Origin of the sequence: Duganella caerulea, from assembly GCF_040362985.1 — a bacterium.
GTDB lineage: Bacteria > Pseudomonadota > Gammaproteobacteria > Burkholderiales > Burkholderiaceae_D > Rugamonas > Rugamonas vulcania.
In genome coordinates this window covers 131,574-150,534 of record NZ_BPWJ01000008.1, presented here as the reverse complement: position 1 = coordinate 150,534, position 18,961 = coordinate 131,574, and the positions used below count along the sequence as shown (strand labels likewise).

The following is an 18,961-nucleotide window of genomic DNA, read 5'->3' as shown; positions in this document are numbered from 1 at the left end:
TTTAGCAAATAAGGAAGAAAAATCATGGGTAGAATTATCGGTATCGATCTGGGAACCACGAATTCCTGCGTTTCCATCATGGAAAACGGTCAGCCAAAGGTAATCGAAAACGCCGAAGGCGCGCGCACGACGCCCTCGATCATTGCTTACCAAGAAGATGGTGAAATCCTCGTCGGCTCGCCGGCCAAGCGCCAGGCAGTGACCAATCCAAAAAACACGCTGTTCGCCGTCAAGCGCCTCATCGGCCGCAAGTTCGACGAAAAAGAAGTGCAGAAGGACATCGGCCTGATGCCTTACTCGATCATGAAAGCCGACAACGGCGACGCATGGATCGGCGTGCGCGACAAGAAACTGGCTCCGCCGCAAATCTCGGCTGAAGTGCTGCGCAAGATGAAGAAAACGGCGGAAGACTACCTCGGTGAAGAAGTCACCGAAGCCGTCATCACCGTGCCTGCGTACTTCAACGACTCGCAGCGCCAGGCAACCAAGGACGCCGGCCGCATCGCGGGCCTGGACGTCAAGCGCATCATCAACGAACCAACCGCTGCCGCGCTGGCATTCGGCCTGGACAAGACCGACAAGGGCGACCGCAAGATCGCCGTGTATGACTTGGGCGGCGGTACCTTCGACGTGTCGATCATCGAGATCGCCGACGTCGACGGTGAAAAACAATTCGAAGTGCTGTCGACCAACGGCGACACCTTCCTGGGCGGCGAAGACTTCGACCAGCGCATCATCGACTACATCATCGACGAGTTCAAGAAGATCAACGGCCTGGACCTGAAAAAAGATCCGATCGCCCTGCAGCGCATCAAGGCTTCGGCCGAGCGCGCGAAGATCGAACTGTCGTCGTCGCAGCAGACCGAGATCAACGAGCCGTACATCGCCATGGCGAACGGCGCGCCGGTCCACCTGACGCTGAAGATGACCCGCGCCAAGCTGGAATCGTTGGTGGAAGAGCTGATCAACGCCACCATCGAGCCATGCCGCACCGCGATCAAGGACGCCGGCGTCAAGGTCTCCGACATCGACGACATCATCCTGGTCGGCGGTATGACCCGTATGCCGAAGGTGCAGGAAAAAGTTAAGGAGTTCTTCGGCAAGGATCCGCGCAAGGACGTGAACCCGGACGAAGCCGTCGCTGTCGGCGCCGCGATCCAGGGCTCCGTGCTGTCGGGCGAGCGCAAGGACTTGCTGCTGCTGGACGTGACGCCTCTGTCGCTGGGTATCGAAACCCTGGGCGGCGTGATGACCAAGATGATCCACAAGAACACCACGATTCCTACCAAGTTCTCGCAAGTGTTCTCGACCGCCGACGACAACCAGCCTGCGGTGACCATCAAGGTCTACCAGGGCGAGCGTGAAATCGCGGCCGGCAACAAGGGCCTGGGCGAATTTAATCTGGAAGGCATCCCGCCGGCAGCACGCGGCACGCCACAGATCGAAGTGACCTTCGACATCGACGCCAACGGCATTCTGCACGTCGGCGCGAAAGACAAGGCCACCGGCAAAGAGAACAAGATCACGATCAAGGCCAACTCCGGCCTGACCGAAGCCGAGATCCAGAAGATGGTGAAGGACGCCGAAGTCAACGCCGAGGAAGACAAGAAAGTGAAAGAGCTGGCCGAGTCGCGCAACCAGGCCGACGCGCTGGTGCACTCGACCCGCAAGTCGCTGACCGAATACGGCGACAAGCTGGAAGCGGGCGAGAAGGAAAAGATCGAAGCCGCGATCACCGACCTGGAAGGTTCGATCAAGGCCGGCGACAAGGCCGAGATCGACGCCAAGGTGGCCGCGCTGTCGACCGCTTCGCAGAAGCTGGGCGAGAAGATGTACGCTGACATGCAGGCGCAGCAAGCCGCTGCCGGTGGCGGCGCCGAAGGCGGCGCTGGCCAGCAGGGCGCGGGCGCCGAGCAGGCCAAGCCACAGGACGACGTGGTGGACGCCGACTTCAAAGAAGTCAAAGACAGCAAGTAATCGGCAAGTAAGATCGCCATCCCCGCGCGAGCGGGGAGGACGAGCGCCGAGCCGTGCGGCCGTGGAAACGGCACCGGCTCGGCTTTTTAGCATAAACAGTACATCAGTATAAATACAGCAAGGTGCCGACAATATGGCAAAGCGAGATTTCTACGAGACACTTGGTGTCGCCAAAAACGCGTCGGAAGACGAGATCAAGAAGTCGTATCGCAAACTGGCGATGAAATACCATCCGGACCGCAATCCGGATAGCAAAGAGTCGGAAGAAAAATTCAAGGAAGTCAAAGAAGCCTACGAGATGCTGACCAATCCGGAGAAGCGCGAGGCGTATGACCGCTATGGTCACGCCGGCGTCGATCCGAACATGGGCGGCGGAGGCGGCTTCGGCGGCGGCGCGGGCGGCTTCGGCGACGCCTTCGGCGACATCTTCGGCGACATCTTCGGTGGCGGCCGCGGCCGCAGCCAGGGTCCGCAGGTGTACCGCGGCGCCGACCTGCGCTACAACCTCGAGATCACGCTGGAGCAGGCCGCGCACGGCTTCGACACCACCATCCGCGTGCCGTCCTGGGACAAGTGCGACACCTGCCACGGTACCGGCGCCAAGCCGGGCACCTCGCCGGTGACGTGCTCGACCTGCGCCGGCCACGGCCAGGTGCGCATGCAGCAGGGCTTCTTCAGCATCCAGCAGACCTGTCCGAAATGCCACGGCACCGGCAAGATCATTCCGGAGCCATGCGCCGCATGCTCGGGCCAGGGCCGCATCAAGCGCAACAAGACGCTGGAAGTGAAGATCCCGGTCGGCATCGACAACGGCATGCGCATCCGCTCGTCCGGCAACGGCGAGCCGGGCACCAACGGCGGGCCGTCGGGCGATTTGTATGTGGAGATCCACATCAAGCCGCACAGCGTGTTCCAGCGCGAGGGCGACGACCTGCATTGCGAGATGCCGATCTCGTTCGCCAAGGCGGCTTTGGGCGGCGACATCGAGGTACCGACATTGTCTGGTAAAGTATCGTTCACGATTCCCGAGGGCACCCAGTCGGGCAAGACCTTCCGCCTCAAGGGCAAGGGCATCAAGGGCGTGCGTTCCGGCTTCGCGGGCGACCTGTTCTGCCACGTGGCGGTCGAGACCCCGGTCAAGCTGACCGAGAAGCAGAAGGACATGTTGCGCGATTTCGAGAAGCTGACCACCGAGGGCGGCGCCAAGCACAGCCCGCAAAGCAAGACCTGGCGCGACAAGGTGAAGGATTTTTTTGAGTAGCCAGTTGAGTAACTGCGACGTCACGCAGTCTTGGTAATATCGGACCGCCGCGCCACCCTTCCGGGTGGACCGGCGGTCTTCTTATGTACGAGAGGAGCATCATGAGTGATCTGGACAACAGCAATTCCCCGTTGCGCGACCTGCTGGACAACAACCGCCGCTGGGCCGAATCCGAAGTCGAACGCGACCCGGACTTCTTCAACCGCCTGGCGCAGCAAGCCTCGCCCGAATACCTGTGGATAGGCTGCTCCGACAGCCGGGTGCCGGCAAATGAGCTGCTGGGCCTGGCGCCTGGCGACGTTTTCGTCCACCGCAACATCGCCAACGTGGTGGTGCACTCGGACCTGAACGCGCTGTCGGTGCTGCAGTTCGCCATCGACGTGCTGAAGGTGAAGCACGTGATCATCGTCGGCCACTACGGCTGCAAGGGCGTGCACGCGGCGATGACCGGCACCCGCGTCGGCCTGGCCGACAACTGGCTGCGCCACGTGCAGGACGTGCACCAGAAGCACGAGCGCTACCTGGGCGACGTCCTGACCAGCAAGCTGCGCGCCGAGCGCATGTGCGAGCTCAACGTGGTGGAGCAGGTGTCCAACGTCTGCCAGACCACCATCGTGCAGGACGCGTGGGACCGTGGCCAGGATGTGACGGTGCACGGCTGGGTCTACGGCCTGAAGGACGGCAAGCTGCACGACCTGGAAATGACCGTCGCCGCCGCCCACGAGCTGCAGCCGCGCGTGGCCAAGCGCCTGAGCGCGTATGAGGCGGACCTGGGCTGATCTGCGTTGCCGCTGGCGGAGAGTCGGCTTTGTGCCGTAGAATGGATTGATTCTTGCTTGCAGTAAGGCCATGAACTCTCTTCCATACTCCGCATGACGACCATGAAACATTTACGTATCGTGGTCGTCAACACCATCATCCTGGCCGGCGACGAGGATGACGAAGCGCTGCGCGCGCAGGCCGAGCGGGCCCGCGCGCTGCGCATCGGCCTGCTGGAGGCGGGCTACGACATCGTCGCCTCGCTGCCGCCGGACATGTACCTGCCCGAACGCATCGCCCAGCTGCAGCCCGACATGATCATCGTCGACGCCGAATCCGACGCGCGCGACGTGCTGGAACACATCGTCATCGCCACCCGCGACGAGCGCCGCCCCATCGTCATGTTCACCGAGAGCGACGACACCGAGAGCATGGAGGCCGCCATGGCGGCCGGCGTGTCGGCCTACATCGTGGCCGGCCTGCAGAGCGACCGCATCAAGCCGGTGCTGCAGGTGGCGCTGGCGCGCTTCAAGCGCGAGCAGAAGCTGCTGGACGAACTGTCCGACACCAAGAGCAAGCTGGCCGAGCGCAAGATCATCGAGCGCGCCAAGGGCCTGTTAATGGAGCGCCAACGTTTCAGCGAAGAGCAGGCCTACCAAAAGCTGCGCAGCATGGCCATGAGCAAGAACCTCAAGCTGTCCGAGGTGGCCCAGCGCATCATCGACGTCGAAGATCTACTGGGCTGACGCCCGTCCAAAATGATGCACCGCGCAATCGCGGTGCGTTTTCCGCCCCACCGCACGGCGCTCCCATCCTCCTTATCCCCCTGGCTTTCCCCTGCAAACTTGCTGGCATGGACATTGCATAGCCTGTAAGCAAGCGCAACGGTGCGCTTGATGTACCTCGCCAACGGCGGTGAGGTCCACCAGACAACGACGTCTACACACGTGAATCCGTTCACGTTGGGTAGACTTTTTTTTTGCCGTTTTGTTCTGCTGACTACATAAGGGATTTGCGATGGAATATGAAAAGCCACGAGCAGGGATCGACCTGCCATCCGATGCGAACACTGTGAACACCAAGCGTCGGCAAATCATTCATGGCGCAGGTCTTGTAGCAGGGGGAAGCATGTTGGGATTGGCAACGGGTGGGGTGTGGGCGGCGGGTTCGGACAAGCCGGAGAAGGAAGAAATCAAGATCGGCTTCATTCCGCTGACCGACTGCGCGTCGGTGGTGATGGCCTCGGTGCTGGGCTTCGACAAGAAGTACGGCGTCAAGTTCGTGCTGAGCAAGGAGGCCTCGTGGGCCGGCGTGCGCGACAAGCTGGCCAACGGCGACCTGGACGCGGCCCATGTGCTGTATGGCCTGCTGTACGGCGTGCAGATGGGCATCGGCGGCCAGAAGAAGGACATGGCGGTGCTCATGGGCCTGAACAACAACGGCCAGGCCATCACGCTGTCGAAGAAGCTGGCCGACAAGGGCGCGGTCGACGGCGCGTCGCTGGCCAAGCTGATGCAGACCGACAAGCGCGAATACACCTTCGCCCAGACCTTCCCGACCGGCACTCACGCGATGTGGCTGTACTACTGGCTGGCCGCCAACGGCATCAACCCGATGAAGGACGCCAAGGTCATCACCGTGCCGCCGCCGCAGATGGTGGCCAATATGCGGGTCGGGAACATGGACGGCTTCTGCGTGGGCGAGCCGTGGGGCCATCGCGCCATCATGGACGGCGTGGGCATCACCGCCACCACCACGCAGGACATCTGGAAGGACCATCCCGAGAAGGTGCTCGGCTCGACGCTGGAATTCGCGAAGAAGCATCCGAACACCTGCCGCGCGATGATGGCCGCCATCCTCGACGCCAGCAAATGGATCGACGCCTCGCTGGCCAACAAGAACAAGATGGCCGAGGTGATCGCCGATAAATCCTACGTCAACACCAGCAAGGACGCGATCGACCAGCGCATCATGGGCCGCTACCAGAATGGCCTGGGCAAGACCTGGGACGACCAGAACTACATGAAGTTCTACAACGACGGCGCGGTCAACTTCCCTTACCTGTCGGACGGCATGTGGTTCATGACGCAGCACCGCCGCTGGGGTTTGCTGAAGGACGATCCGGATTACCTGGCCGTCGCCACCTCGGTCAACCAGATCGACTTGTACAAGGAAGCCGCGGCGATGACCAAGACACCGGTGCCGAAAAGCCCGATGCGCACGTCGAAGCTGATGGATGGTTCCGTTTGGGACGGCAAGAACCCGAAAGCGTTCGCCGCCTCGTTCAAGATCAAAGCCTGATGGGGGAATGCCATGAACGCCATGCTCCAACCTGAAAGCGCCGCGCCCACGCCGGCGGTTGTAGAAGTTGATACGGCGCCGTTCCGCCATCCGCGTCGCCCGCTGGCCGCCAATCCCTCGGCGCGCGCGCGGGAGCAGGTATCGGCCTCCGTGATGAAGATCGTCGCGCCGTTGCTGGGCGCCGGGCTGCTGGTGCTGATCTGGCAGATCATCACCATCAACAACAGCAGCTTCCCGACGCCGCTGGCGACCTTGCAGGAAGCGGTCAAGCTGTTCTCCGATCCGTTCTACAGCAAAAGCCCGAACGACCAGGGCATAGGCTGGAACGTGCTCGCTTCGCTGCAGCGCGTGGCCGTGGGCTTCGGGCTGGCGGCGCTGGTCGGCATCCCGCTGGGCTTTGTGATCGGCCGCGTGCAGTTCATCGGCAGCATGTTCGGTCCGATCATCAGTTTGCTCAAGCCGGTGTCGCCGCTGGCCTGGCTGCCTATCGGCCTGCTGGTGTTCAAGTCCGCCAACCCGGCCGCCATCTGGTCGATCTTCATCTGCTCGATCTGGCCGATGATCATCAACACCGCCGTCGGCGTGCAGCGCGTGCCGCAGGATTACATGAACGTGGCGCGGGTGCTCAACCTGACGGAGTGGAAGGTGCTGACCAAGATCCTGCTGCCGTCCGCGCTGCCCTACATCCTGACCGGCGTGCGGCTGTCGATCGGCACCGCGTGGTTGGTGATCGTCGCGGCCGAGATGCTGACCGGCGGCGTGGGCATCGGCTTCTGGGTGTGGGACGAGTGGAACAACCTCAATGTCCCGCACATCATCATCGCCATCGTCGCCATCGGCGTGGTCGGGCTGATGCTGGAGCAGGCGCTGATGGCACTGGCCCGCGCCTTCACCTACGAACAAGTATCCAACTAAAGGAGCGCGATCATGGACGAGCCAAAATTCATCGATATCGAAGGCGTGGAGATGGTGTTCCACACCCGGAAGGGCGTATTCCACGCGCTGCGCGAGATCGACCTGACGGTGCGCAAGGGAGAGTTCATCACGCTGATCGGCCACTCGGGCTGCGGCAAGTCGACCTTGCTGAACCTGATCGCCGGCCTGCTCAAGCCCACGGACGGCGTGCTGTTGTGCGCCAACCGCGAGATCGCCGGGCCGTCGCCGGAGCGCTCGGTGGTGTTCCAGAACCACTCGCTGCTGCCCTGGTTGACCTGCTACGAGAACATCCACCTCGGCGTGGAGCGCGTGTTCGGCAAGGCCGAAACGCGCAGCCAGCTGCGCGAGCGCACCTTGCAGGCGCTGGCGCTGGTCGGCCTGACGGCGGCGGAAGGCAAGCGTCCGCACGAGATTTCGGGCGGCATGAAGCAGCGTGTCGGCATCGCCCGCGCGCTGGCGATGGAGCCCAAGGTGCTGTTGATGGACGAGCCGTTCGGCGCGCTCGACGCGTTGACGCGCGCGCACCTGCAGGACGAGCTGCTGAAGATCGTCGCGGCCACCAAATCGACCGTGGTGATGGTCACGCACGATGTGGACGAGGCGGTGCTGCTGTCGGACCGCATCGTGATGATGACCAACGGCCCGGCCGCCACCATCGGCGAGATCGTCGACGTGCGGCTGGATCGTCCGCGCGACCGCGTGGCGCTGGCGCAGGATGCGCGCTACGGCGAGTACCGCACGGCGGTGCTGGAGTTCTTGTACCGCAAACAGGCGCATCCCGCTAAGGAAGCCGCTTGATGGATATGACCACGCCCCCACTGGCGCCGGAGAGCGCCGACACCAAGGCGCTGTCCGGTGAAGTGTTCGGCGCGTTGATCAATCTGTCGGGCCGCCGGCGCTTCCTGTCGCAGCGCATCGTGTTGTATGCGCTGCTGGCGTCGCAGGGGCAGGAGGATGCCGCCGCCATCGCGCAGGAGGCGCTGGCGGTGTTCCGCGGCGCGAACAAGTCCCTGCTGGCCGAGAAGGACGGCCTGCCGGGCGTGTTCTGTCCCGAGCTGCGGGAGGCCTACTTCGGCAAGCTGGATGGCGACCGGCAGGTCACCGCCTTCGCCGACCTGGGCGAGCGCACCCTGAAGTCGATCGCACTGGGATCGTCGCAGACGGCGGAGCTGCTGGCGGAGCTGGTGCGCATCACCACGCCGACGCTGGCGATCTTAAACACCATCACCAGCATCTACGAAGAGCAGGCGAAGAAGCACGCCCGCATGGTGCGCAAGCAGCTGCGCGGCGTGATCACCGATATCGACACCATCAACCGCCAGGCGCGGATGGTGGCCTTCAACGCGCGCATCGTCGCTGCGAGGGCGGGGCACGCGGGCAAGGAATTCTCGGTGGTGGCGGGCGTGCTGTCCAACATCACCGGCGAGATTGATGAAATGGTCAGCGCGGCGCTGGCCGCGGCAGGATAGTTAGAACTTCATGAGGAGAACATCATGGGCAGCGTAACCTTGGTAGGCGCCGGTCCCGGCGACCCGGAACTGTTGACGTTAAAGGCCGTCCGCGCCATCGAGCGCGCCGACGTGGTGTTGATCGACGATTTGGTCAACCCGGAGATACTCAACTTCGCGCCATCGACGGCGCGGGTGATCCAGGTCGGCAAGCGAGGCGGATGCGCCTCCACGCCGCAGGAATTCATCGAACGGCTGATGATCGCCGAGGCGCGCGCGGGGCATCGTGTGGTGCGCCTGAAGGGTGGAGATCCATATATGTTCGGGCGAGGCGGCGAAGAGCGGGCATCGCTGCGCGCGCACGGCATCGAGGTCGACGTGGTACCGGGCATCAGCAGCGGCCTGGCCGCGCCGACCAGCATCGGCATCCCGCTGACGCACCGCTCGTGGAGCCAGGGCGTGACCTTCGTCACCGGCCATGGCAAGGATGCGGAATCCGAACCCGAATGGAAAGCGCTGGCGCAGAGCGGCCTGACGCTGGTGATCTATATGGGCGTGGCCCGCGTGGACGCGATCCAGGCCGGCCTGCTGGCGGGCGGCGCGGCGGCCGAGACGCCGGTGGCGGTGGTGCAATCGGCCACGCGCGACAACCAGCGCCAGTTGATCACCACCTTGGGCCAACTGCCGCAAGCGCTGCGCGCCAGTGGCCTGGGCAGCCCAAGCATCATCGTCGTCGGCGACGTGGTGCGCTGCGCGGATGATTGGCAGGCCCTCGCCGAACCCGTGCGCGCTAGCGCTTGACGCTTGACTTGAACCACTCCGCCAGGCCGCCGACGAAGTCCTGCAGGTTGGCCTTGTCCGGAGCTTGCAGCGTGTGGCTGGCGTTGGCGTATTCGATGAAGGTGAACTTCTTTTCCGGATGGCCGGCGAAGTAGTCCCGCAAGGCCCGTCCTGATTCAATGGCTTCGCTTTCGTCCTTCTCGCCCATGGCGGCGATGATCGGTATATCCAGTTGGGCGTAGGTGGACAAGGGATCGTGGAACAGGTGCGAACTCCAGTAGCGATACGGATGGCCGAAGAACGCCTTGTCCAGGCTTTGCGGATCGGCCTTGATCGCGGCGAAGGTGTTCAGGAAGATCTCGCGCGAGAAAGGCGATGCGTAGGGCGGCACGCCACGTCCGGCGAAGATCAGGAAGCTCTGGCTTTGCGGCAGACCGCCACTGCCTCCCGTGGCGAGCCAGCCTATCTTCGGGCTACGCAGCGCCACGATGGGTGCCACCGCGCCGCCCTCGGAGAAGCCAAGTATCGCGATACTGCGCGCGCCCGCGGCCTTCAATGCCGGTTCCTGTTCAATGAACGCCAGGGTGTCGCTTACCCGCCGATCCAGGGTGTCCGCCTCGTTGTAGGCATCGGAGCATGCCTGCCCATCCGCTCCCTTCTGGATGCCGATCTTTTCAAGGAAGTAGACGTCCACCGGCGCCGGATAGCGCTCGAAGAAGAACGGCACGCGGCTGCCGAACTCCTTGCAGCCCGACCCGCTGAGCAGCACGACAGGCGTCGCTGGCCCGTTGTTCGGGGCGTCGTGCAGGTGATAGTAGCGGCGCGCCTGCCCATCGATCTGGATCGTCGTCTCATCCAGTACGCGGGCGGCAAACGCGGATGTGGCCAGAAGGGCGGCGGTGGCCGCCAGTGCTGTGCTGCGAAGAATTGGGCGTAGGTTCATGGCCGCCAGCATAAGCCGAGCTTGAAATATCGTCAACAAACCGCCGGCGCCGTGAAGCGCTGGCCTGCACCGTCAACGCGCACCGATAGCGTGCAATCGTGCACCGCAACATCGCACCGTGGCGGCGTAATCGAGGCCCGCTGCGGCCCTCTCCCCCTGTAAACACGTGGCAAGCGGGCTGGCACAGCTCTTGCAATACGAAGGCTAAGGGATCAACGGCGATCCCCCCGAATACATCAGCCGACCCAATGGCGGGTTGGCAGGACAACGGCGTCCGCCCAACCCGGTCTTAGGTGACCTTGGTTGTGCGGGCGCCTTTTTGTTTTCTGAACGGGATAAAAAAATGGCCACCAAAGCTACCAGCATCAAGCTCTTTTCGATCTCAACGCCGCAGATGCGCGCGTTCCACCTGACCTGGATGGCGTTCTTCGTCTGCTTCTTCGCGTGGTTCGCCTGCGCGCCGCTGATGCCGGTGATTAAAGGTGAATTCGGCCTGAGCGTCGCGCAGATCGCCAACATCAATATCGCCGCTGTTGCCATCACCATCCTCGTGCGGCTGGTGGTCGGCCCGCTGTGCGACCACTTCGGCCCGCGCAAAACCTATACCGGCTTGCTGCTGCTGGGTTCCATCCCGGTGATCGGCGTGGCTTTCGCGCAGAGCTATGAGAGCTTCCTGTTCTTCCGCCTCGGGATCGGCGCGGCCGGCGCCAGCTTCGTCATCACGCAGTACCACACCTCGGTGATGTTCGCACCTAAAGTGGTGGGCACCGCCAACGCGGCCGCCGCAGGCTGGGGCAATGCGGGCGGCGGCGTGGCGCAAGCCACCATGCCGCTGCTGATGACCGCCATGATCATGCTGGGCGTGAGCGAAACCTACGGCTGGCGCGCCGCCCTGATCGTGCCGGGCGTCCTGATGATCATCATGGCTGGTGTCTACTACCGCTACACGCAGGACTGCCCGCAAGGGAACTTCACCGAACTGCGCGCGGCCGGCATCGCTATCGAAGGCGGCAAAAAAGGCGGCTGGGAGAGTTTCAAGCTGGCCTCCGTCAACTACCGCGTATGGATGCTGTTCATTACCTACGGCGCCTGCTTCGGCATCGAGATCTTCATCCACAACATCGCCGCGATCTACTACGTCGACCACTTCAAATTGACGCTGGCCCAAGCCGGCATGGCGGCGGGCAGCTTCGGCCTGCTGGCATTGTTCGCCCGTGCGCTGGGCGGCTGGGTGTCGGACAAATTCGCCGCCGCCGGCAACCTGAATAACCGCGTCACGCTGCTGTTCGTGCTGATGCTGGGCGAAGGCGCCGGCCTGCTGATGTTCGCCAACGCCGGCAGCGCCGCGCTGGCGATCGGCGCCATGCTGGTCTTCGGCCTGTTCACCCACATGGCCTGCGGCGCCACCTACGCCATCGTGCCTTTCGTCGACAAGCGCGCCCTGGGCGGCGTGGCCGGCATCATCGGCGCGGGCGGCAACGTCGGCGCGGTGGCCGCGGGCTTCCTGATGAAAGGCCTGGGCAACACGCAGCAGACGCTGAGCATCCTGGGCATCGTCGTCGGCGCATCCGCATTGTGCGCACTGGCCGCCCGCTTCAGCAGCAGCGCCGTCGAAGAAACCGCAACCGCCACCAAGCTGGCAGCTTAAGAGCTTAAGAGCTTAAGAGGACATCATGAAGATCATCGTTATCGGCCACGGCATGGTTGGCCACAAATTCCTGGAAAGCCTGGCCAACAGCGGCGCCGCCAACCTGCAGGTGACGGTGCTGTGCGAAGAGCCACGCCCCGCCTACGACCGCGTGCACCTGTCCGAATTCTTCTCCGGTAAATCGGCGGAAGACCTGTCGCTGGTGAAACCGGGCTTCTTCGAGCGCGACGACATGGTGCTGCGCCTGAACACCCGCGCCACCCAGATCGACACCGCCGCCAAGACCGTCACCACGGCCGACGGCAATGTGCTGGACTACGACAAACTGGTGATCGCCACCGGTTCCTTCCCCTTCGTGCCGCCGCTGCCGGGCAAGGAGCGCAAGGACTGCTTCGTCTACCGCACCATCGAAGACCTGGAAGCGATGCTCGAATGCGGCAAGCGCTCGAAGACCGGCGTCGTCATCGGCGGCGGCCTGCTGGGCCTCGAATGTGCCAAGGCGCTGCGCGACATGAACCTGGATACCCACGTGGTCGAATTCTCGCCGCGTCTGATGGCGGTGCAGGTGGACGACGGCGGCGCGCGCGTGCTGCGCCGGAAGATCGAGGAACTGGGCGTGACCGTCCACACGGGTAAGAACACCACCGCCATCGTCGACGGCGTCGACGGCACCCACCGCATGGAGTTCGCCGACGGCGGCCACCTGGACGCCGACATGATCGTGTTCTCGGCCGGTATCCGCCCGCGCGACATGCTGGCGCGCGAGAGCGGCCTGGCCATCGGCCCGCGCGGCGGCATCGAGATCAACAACAACTGCGTCACCTCCAACCCGGACGTCTACGCCATCGGCGAATGCGCGCTGTGGGGCGGCTTGATCTTCGGCCTGGTGGCGCCGGGCTACGAGATGGCGCGCGTCGCGGCCAAGCACATTCTGGGCGAAGCGGCGGAATTCGCCGGCGCCGACATGAGCACCAAGCTGAAACTGATGGGCGTGGACGTGGCTAGTATCGGCGACCCGCACGGCAAGGTCGAAGGCAGCCGCTCCTACCAGTTCACCGATGAGCGCAAACAGATCTACAAGAAGATCGTCGTCTCCGATTGCGGCCGCTACCTGCTGGGCGGCGTGATGGTGGGCGACGCCAGCGAATACGGCACGCTGCTGCAGATGATGCTGAACAAAATCGAGCTGCCGGAATCGCCGGAGTTCCTGATCCTGCCGCAGTCGGATGGCGCGGCCAAGCCTGGCCTGGGCGTTGACGCGCTGCCTGAAAGCGCGCAGATCTGCTCCTGCAACGACGTGTCGAAGGGCGCGTTGTGCGGCGCGGTGGCCGGCGGCGCCACCACCATCGGCGAACTGAAAAGCTGCACCAACGCCGGCACCTCCTGCGGCGGCTGCGTGCCGCTGGTGACGCAGGTGATGAAGGCCGAGATGAAAAAGCTCGGCATGGCCGTCAACAACCATGTGTGCGAACACTTCGCCTACTCGCGCCAGGAGCTGTTCCACCTGATCAAAGTAGGCCAGATCAAGACCTTCGGCGACCTGCTGGCCAAGCATGGCAAGGGCCTGGGCTGCGACGTCTGCAAACCGCTGGCCGCCAGCATCCTGGCCTCGGTGTGGAACGACTTCGTGCTGAAGAAGGAACACGCCAGCCTGCAGGACACCAACGACTACTTCCTCGGCAATATCCAGAAGGACGGCACCTACTCGGTTGTGCCGCGCATGCCGGGCGGCGAAGTCACCGCCGATGGCCTGATCGCGGTCGGTATGGTGGCCAAGAAGTACCAGCTGTACACCAAGATCACCGGCGGCGCCCGTGTCGACCTGTTCGGCGCCCGCGTCGAGCAGCTGCCGCTGATCTGGGAAGAGCTGATCGCCGCCGGCTTCGAATCCGGCCACGCCTACGGCAAGTCGCTGCGCACGGTGAAGTCCTGCGTCGGCTCGACTTGGTGCCGTTACGGCGTCGATGATTCCATCGGCCTGGCGATCGAACTGGAGAACCGCTACAAGGGCCTGCGCACCCCGCACAAGATCAAGTTCGGCGTATCGGGCTGCACCCGCGAGTGCGCCGAGGCGCAGGGCAAGGACGTCGGCGTGATCGCCACAGAAAAGGGCTGGAACCTGTACGTATGCGGCAACGGCGGCATGAAGCCACGCCACGCCGAGCTGCTGGCCACGGACCTGGACAAGGCCACGCTGGTCAAGTACATCGACCGCTTCCTGATGTTCTACACCCGCACCGGCGACCGCCTGCAGCGCACCAGCGTGTGGCGCGAGAACCTGGAAGGCGGCCTGGATTACCTGAAGCAGGTCGTCGTCAACGACAAGCTGGGCATCGGCGCCGAACTGGAAGCCGATATGCAGCACGTCGTCGACACCTATGCATGCGAGTGGAAGGAAGCCGTCGAGAATCCTGAAACCCGCAAGCGTTTCCGCCACTTCGTCAACAGCGAGAAGGGCGACGAGAACGTGTTGTTCATGGAAGAACGCGGACAGATTCGTCCGGCCACCGTGGAAGAGCGCAAGCGCGTGATTCCGATCGCAGTCAAGGCAGCTTGAGGAGAACATTATGCATCGCGATATTCAAACCGATAACTGGATCGCCGTCTGCAACCTGGACGAGATCGTGCCCAACACCGGCGTGTGCGCGCTGTTGAACAAGCAGCAGGTCGCCGTGTTCCATGTGGACGACGGCAGCGCGCGTGTATTCGCCATCGATAACTACGATCCGAATTCCGAAGCCGCCGTGCTGTCGCGCGGCCTGGTGGGCAACCTGGGTGAACGCATCGTGGTCGCCTCGCCGATCTACAAGCAGCACTTCGACCTGCAAACGGGCGAATGCCTGGAGGCGCCGCACCACTCGGTCGGCACCTATCCCGCCCGCATCGATGGCGGCAAAGTCTGGGTCGGCCTGTGAAACCCGCGCTGGTCGTGATCGGCAACGGCATGGCCGGCATGCGTACGGTGGAGGAGCTGTACAAGCTGGCGCCGGACATGTACGACATCACCGTGTTCGGCGCCGAGCCGCATGGTAACTACAACCGCATCCTGCTGTCGCCTGTACTGGCGGGCGAGAAGAGCATGGAAGACATCATGCTCAACACGCGCGAATGGTACGTCCAGCATGGCATCACGCTGCACGCCGGCGACCCGGTCGAGCACATCGACCGCCGCAAGCGCATCGTGCGCGCCCGCTCCGGGCTGGAAGTGCGCTACGACCGGCTGCTGATCGCCACCGGTTCCAAGCCCTTCATCATTCCGGTGCCGGGCCACGAGCTTTCCGGCGTGCTGGCCTTCCGCGACATCCAGGACGTGGAAAGCATGCTGGCGATGGCGCGCAATCACCGCCACGCGGTGGTGATCGGCGGCGGCCTGCTGGGCCTTGAAGCGGCCAACGGCCTGCAACGCCAAGGCATGTCCGTCACCGTGGTGCACGTGACCGATGCGCTGATGAACCAGCAGCTCGACAAGCCCGCCGCGCTGCTGCTGCAAAAGGCGCTGGAAGCCAAGGGCCTGAAGTTCATGATGAACGCGCAGACCGCCGAAATCGTCGGCCCGGATCGCGCCCGCGCGGTGCGCTTCAAGGACGGCAGCGAGATCCCGGCGGACCTGGTGGTGATGACCGCTGGCGTGCGTCCCAACATCGACCTGGCCAAGGCGGCCGGCCTGCATTGCGAACGCGCCATCGTGGTCGACGATACGCTGCAGACCTACGATCCGCGCGTGTACGCCGTCGGCGAATGCGTGCAGCACCGCAGCGCCACCTTCGGCCTGGTGGCGCCGATCTGGGACCAGGCGCGCGTCTGCGGCGCCCACCTGGCCGGCGCCGGCGTGCGCCGCTACGTGCAGCAAACGTCGCCAACCCGCCTGAAGGTGACCGGCGTGGACCTGTACTCGGTCGGCGATTTCATCGGCGGCGAGGGCAGCGAGGACCTGGTGCTGCGCGACGCGCGGCGCGGCGTCTACAAGCGGCTGGTGTTGAAGGACGGCCGCGTGACCGGCGCCGTGCTGTATGGCGATGTCAAGGATGGCCCGTGGTACTTCAACCTGATTCAAAACCGCACCGACATTACGCCGATCCGGCAAAACCTGTTGTTTGGCGAAGCGCTGTCCGCGCGCGCCGCATGATTTGAGCGAGAAGCATCTTGAACCTGTCCACTGACCATCTTGCGGTACGCACCACTTGCGCTTATTGCGGCGTAGGTTGCGGCGTGCAGGCCACGCCCATGGCCGACGGCACGTTCGCCATCGCCGGCGACAAGCTGCATCCCGCGAACAAGGGACGCTTGTGCGTCAAGGGTTCCGCGCTGGGTGAGACGATTGGCCTCGAAGGCCGCCTGCTGTATCCGCAGGTGCGCGACGCGGACGGCCTGCGCCGCGTGTCGTGGGACGCCGCGCTGGACAAGGTGGCCGGCGCCTGGCGCTCCATCATCGCCGAGCATGGCCCGGACGCGGTGGCGCTGTACGTCTCCGGCCAGCTGCTGACCGAGGACTACTACGTCGCCAATAAGCTGATGAAGGGCTACATCGGCAGCGCCAACATCGACACCAACTCGCGCCTGTGCATGTCGTCGGCGGTGGCCGGCTACAAGCGCGCCTTCGGCGAGGACCTGGTGCCGCTCTGCTACGACGACCTGGAACTGACGGACATGGTGGTGCTGGTTGGCTCCAACACCGCGTGGTGCCATCCCATCCTGTTCCAGCGCCTGCTCAAGGCCAAGGAAAGCCGGCCGGAGATGAAGATCGTCGTCATCGATCCGCGCCGCACCGCCACCTGCGAGCTGGCCGACCTGCACCTGCCGGTCAAGGCGGGCACCGACGTCTGGCTGTTCAACGGCTTGCTGAGCTACCTGGCGCGCATCGGCGCGGTCGATCCTGAGTTCATCGGCCATCACACCAACGGCCTGGATGCGGCGCTGGACACGGCCAACATCGATTGCAGCGATCCCGCCGCCGTGGCGAAGATCTGCCGCATCGAGCTGCCGGTGCTGATGGAGTTCTACGAGTCCTTCGCCAACACGCGCAAGACCATCACCGCGTTCTCGATGGGCGTGAACCAGTCGTCGGCCGGCACCGACAAGGTCAACGCCATCATCAACTGCCACCTGATCGGCGGCCGTATCGGCAAGCCGGGCATGGGCCCGTTCTCGATCACCGGCCAGCCCAACGCCATGGGCGGGCGCGAAGTGGGCGGCCTGGCCAACATGCTGGCCGCGCACATGGACCTGGACCGCGCCGATCACCGCGAGGTGGTGCAGACCTTCTGGGACTCTCCCGCCATCGCCGCCAGGCCTGGCCTGAAGGCGGTCGACCTGTTCCGCGCGATCGAAGAGGGCAAGGTCAAGGCGGTGTGGGTGATCGCCACCAATCCGATGGTCAGCCTGCCGGACGCGGACCAGGTGCGGCGCGCCCTGGAAAAGTGTGAGCTGGTGGTCGCCACCGACATCATGCAGAACACCGACACCAACGCCTACGCCGACGTGCTGCTGCCGGCGCTGGGCTGGGGCGAGAAGGACGGCACCGTCACCAACTCCGAGCGCCGCATCTCGCGCCAGCGCGCCTTCCTGCCCGCGCCGGGCGAGGCGCTGCCCGACTGGAAGATCCTGTCGCTGTTCGCGCAGCGCATGGGCTTCGGCGGTTTCGATTTCGGCGGCGCCCAAGGCGTGTTCGATGAACACGCGCGCCTGAGCGGCTTCCGCAACGCCGTCGGCGACGTGCCGCGCGCCTTCGACATGTCCGGCTTGTCCGGCCTCGATCAGCGCCAGTACGACGATCTGGAACCGACCCAGTGGCCGGTGCGCCGCGCCGCATCGGGCGAACTGCAGGTGGAAGCGCGCCTGTTCAAGGACAACGTCTTCGCCCACGCCGACGGCAAGGCGCGCTTCATCGCCACCGCCACCCGTGCGCCGGCCAACGCCATCTGCGAGGACTTCCCGCTGTCGCTCAACACCGGCCGCGTGCGCGACCAGTGGCACACCATGACCCGCACCGGCAAGTCCGCCACGCTGGCCGACCACATCGCGGAATCCTTCGTCGACATCCACCCGCAGGACGCGCTGCTGCACGGCGTGCGCGAGGGCGAACTGGCGCGCGTGAGCTCCCAGTGGGGCGCGATGGTGGCGCGCGTGCAGCACGGCGGCGGCATCCCGCGCGGCAGCGTGTTCATTCCGATCCACTGGTCGGGCCAGACCTCGTCCGACGCGCGCGTGGGCGCCTTGGTCAACCCGGTGGTCGATCCGGTCTCCGGCGAGCCGGAATTCAAGCACACGCCGGTGCGCATCGAGCAGTTCCGCGTGAACTGGCATGGCTTCATCCTGAGCCGCACCGAAATGAACCTCGACAGCGTGGCCCACTGGACGCGCATTCAGGGCCGCGAATTCGCCCGCTACGAGCTGGCCGGCCGCAACACCATCAAGGACTTCGGCGCCTGGGCGCGCGAGCTGCTGGGCGTGGCCGACCTGGACGCCGACTGGCTCGAATACGAGGACCGCACCGCCGGCGTGTACCGCGCCGTGCACGTGGTGAACGACCGCATCGACCAGTGCATCTTCCTGTCGCCGCGCCAGGACATGCCGTCGCGCGCCTGGCTGGCGAGCCTGTTCGTCAAGGCGGAGCTGAGCGAGATAGACCGCGTTGGCCTGTTGGTCGGCATGCCGGTCGAGAAGGGCGCGGACACCGGCCCCACTGTGTGCTCCTGCTTCGGCGTGGGCCGCAACACCATCTGCAGCGCCATCGTCGAAAAGGACCTGAAGACGGTGCCCGAAGTGACGGCCTGCCTGAAGGCCGGCGGCAATTGCGGCTCCTGTGTACCTGAAATCAAAAAGATTCTTGTGCAAACGCGCGTGGAGGCAGAGGAAGAAAGGTTGTAAACATGGTAAATTAGACTATCGATCGCTTGATCATGACCACA

At 64.2% G+C, this 18,961-nt stretch carries 15 protein-coding genes; 14 read left to right on the top strand and 1 reads right to left on the bottom strand.

Annotation, left to right across the window (positions count from 1 at the left end):
• Window positions 1-24: 24 nt before the first annotated feature.
• From dnaK to cobA, 9 genes are all read left to right on the top strand, one after another.
• Window positions 25-1,977 (top strand): molecular chaperone DnaK, encoded by a 1,953-nt coding sequence (dnaK, locus tag ACUJB0_RS23050; RefSeq protein ID WP_161084025.1) that lies wholly within the window; start codon window positions 25-27, stop codon window positions 1,975-1,977.
• A 133-nt stretch (window positions 1,978-2,110) separates the two neighbouring features.
• Window positions 2,111-3,238, top strand: a complete 1,128-nt coding sequence (gene dnaJ / locus ACUJB0_RS23045) for a molecular chaperone DnaJ (RefSeq protein ID WP_117014047.1) — start codon at window positions 2,111-2,113, stop codon at window positions 3,236-3,238.
• A 101-nt stretch (window positions 3,239-3,339) separates the two neighbouring features.
• On the top strand, window positions 3,340-4,017 hold the full coding sequence (gene can, locus ACUJB0_RS23040) for a carbonate dehydratase (protein ID WP_161084024.1): 678 nt from the start codon (window positions 3,340-3,342) through the stop codon (window positions 4,015-4,017).
• Window positions 4,018-4,119: 102 nt separating this feature from the next.
• Window positions 4,120-4,743, top strand: a complete 624-nt coding sequence (locus ACUJB0_RS23035; RefSeq protein WP_117014234.1) for an ANTAR domain-containing response regulator — start codon at window positions 4,120-4,122, stop codon at window positions 4,741-4,743.
• A 382-nt stretch (window positions 4,744-5,125) separates the two neighbouring features.
• The gene (locus ACUJB0_RS23030) at window positions 5,126-6,298 is read left to right on the top strand and encodes a CmpA/NrtA family ABC transporter substrate-binding protein (RefSeq protein ID WP_444847253.1); all 1,173 of its coding nucleotides are present in this window, start codon (window positions 5,126-5,128) and stop codon (window positions 6,296-6,298) included.
• Window positions 6,299-6,310: 12 nt separating this feature from the next.
• A complete protein-coding gene (ntrB, locus tag ACUJB0_RS23025) occupies window positions 6,311-7,213 on the top strand; it encodes a nitrate ABC transporter permease (protein WP_444847252.1) in 903 nt (300 codons plus the stop codon).
• 12 nt (window positions 7,214-7,225) lie between these two features.
• Window positions 7,226-8,032, top strand: a complete 807-nt coding sequence (locus tag ACUJB0_RS23020; protein ID WP_444847251.1) for an ABC transporter ATP-binding protein — start codon at window positions 7,226-7,228, stop codon at window positions 8,030-8,032.
• Entirely contained in the window at window positions 8,032-8,703 is a 672-nt protein-coding gene (locus tag ACUJB0_RS23015; protein WP_444847250.1) for a methyl-accepting chemotaxis protein, read from the top strand. The genes ACUJB0_RS23020 and ACUJB0_RS23015 overlap by 1 nt, the downstream gene beginning before the upstream one ends.
• 24 nt (window positions 8,704-8,727) lie before the next feature.
• Window positions 8,728-9,483, top strand: a complete 756-nt coding sequence (gene cobA / locus ACUJB0_RS23010; RefSeq protein WP_444847249.1) for a uroporphyrinogen-III C-methyltransferase — start codon at window positions 8,728-8,730, stop codon at window positions 9,481-9,483.
• On the opposite strand, the gene ACUJB0_RS23005 is transcribed toward cobA, so the two are convergent.
• Entirely contained in the window at window positions 9,473-10,405 is a 933-nt protein-coding gene (locus ACUJB0_RS23005; protein WP_444847248.1) for an alpha/beta fold hydrolase, read from the bottom strand. The two genes, cobA and ACUJB0_RS23005, sit on opposite strands and share 11 nt — an antisense overlap.
• Before the next feature lie 343 nt (window positions 10,406-10,748).
• On the opposite strand from ACUJB0_RS23005, the gene ACUJB0_RS23000 reads away from it, so the two are divergent.
• Genes ACUJB0_RS23000 through ACUJB0_RS22980 form a run of 5 tightly spaced genes read left to right on the top strand, consistent with a single transcriptional unit; the run spans window position 10,749 to window position 18,920 of the window.
• A complete protein-coding gene (locus ACUJB0_RS23000; RefSeq protein ID WP_444847247.1) occupies window positions 10,749-12,053 on the top strand; it encodes an MFS transporter in 1,305 nt (434 codons plus the stop codon).
• A 25-nt stretch (window positions 12,054-12,078) separates the two neighbouring features.
• A complete protein-coding gene (nirB, locus tag ACUJB0_RS22995; RefSeq protein ID WP_161095856.1) occupies window positions 12,079-14,610 on the top strand; it encodes a nitrite reductase large subunit NirB in 2,532 nt (843 codons plus the stop codon).
• Between the two features lie 10 nt (window positions 14,611-14,620).
• A complete protein-coding gene (nirD, locus tag ACUJB0_RS22990; RefSeq protein WP_161084017.1) occupies window positions 14,621-14,968 on the top strand; it encodes a nitrite reductase small subunit NirD in 348 nt (115 codons plus the stop codon).
• Window positions 14,965-16,179 carry an NAD(P)/FAD-dependent oxidoreductase gene (locus ACUJB0_RS22985; protein WP_161084016.1) on the top strand — a complete coding sequence of 405 codons (1,215 nt, stop codon included), beginning with the start codon at window positions 14,965-14,967 and terminating at the stop codon, window positions 16,177-16,179. Before nirD ends, ACUJB0_RS22985 begins: the two co-directional genes overlap by 4 nt.
• Window positions 16,180-16,196: 17 nt before the next feature.
• Window positions 16,197-18,920, top strand: coding sequence for a molybdopterin-dependent oxidoreductase (locus ACUJB0_RS22980; RefSeq protein WP_444847246.1), 2,724 nt, complete (start codon window positions 16,197-16,199; stop codon window positions 18,918-18,920).
• Window positions 18,921-18,961: the final 41 nt, after the last annotated feature.

Coding starts and splice junctions, on each gene's coding strand:
- dnaK (WP_161084025.1), top strand. CDS start 25: ATGGGTAGAATTATCGGTATCGATCTGGGAACCACGAATTCCTGCGTT.
- dnaJ (WP_117014047.1), top strand. CDS start 2,111: ATGGCAAAGCGAGATTTCTACGAGACACTTGGTGTCGCCAAAAACGCG.
- can (WP_161084024.1), top strand. CDS start 3,340: ATGAGTGATCTGGACAACAGCAATTCCCCGTTGCGCGACCTGCTGGAC.
- ACUJB0_RS23035 (WP_117014234.1), top strand. CDS start 4,120: ATGAAACATTTACGTATCGTGGTCGTCAACACCATCATCCTGGCCGGC.
- ACUJB0_RS23030 (WP_444847253.1), top strand. CDS start 5,126: ATGTTGGGATTGGCAACGGGTGGGGTGTGGGCGGCGGGTTCGGACAAG.
- ntrB (WP_444847252.1), top strand. CDS start 6,311: ATGAACGCCATGCTCCAACCTGAAAGCGCCGCGCCCACGCCGGCGGTT.
- ACUJB0_RS23020 (WP_444847251.1), top strand. CDS start 7,226: ATGGACGAGCCAAAATTCATCGATATCGAAGGCGTGGAGATGGTGTTC.
- ACUJB0_RS23015 (WP_444847250.1), top strand. CDS start 8,032: ATGGATATGACCACGCCCCCACTGGCGCCGGAGAGCGCCGACACCAAG.
- cobA (WP_444847249.1), top strand. CDS start 8,728: ATGGGCAGCGTAACCTTGGTAGGCGCCGGTCCCGGCGACCCGGAACTG.
- ACUJB0_RS23005 (WP_444847248.1), bottom strand. CDS start 10,405: ATGAACCTACGCCCAATTCTTCGCAGCACAGCACTGGCGGCCACCGCC.
- ACUJB0_RS23000 (WP_444847247.1), top strand. CDS start 10,749: ATGGCCACCAAAGCTACCAGCATCAAGCTCTTTTCGATCTCAACGCCG.
- nirB (WP_161095856.1), top strand. CDS start 12,079: ATGAAGATCATCGTTATCGGCCACGGCATGGTTGGCCACAAATTCCTG.
- nirD (WP_161084017.1), top strand. CDS start 14,621: ATGCATCGCGATATTCAAACCGATAACTGGATCGCCGTCTGCAACCTG.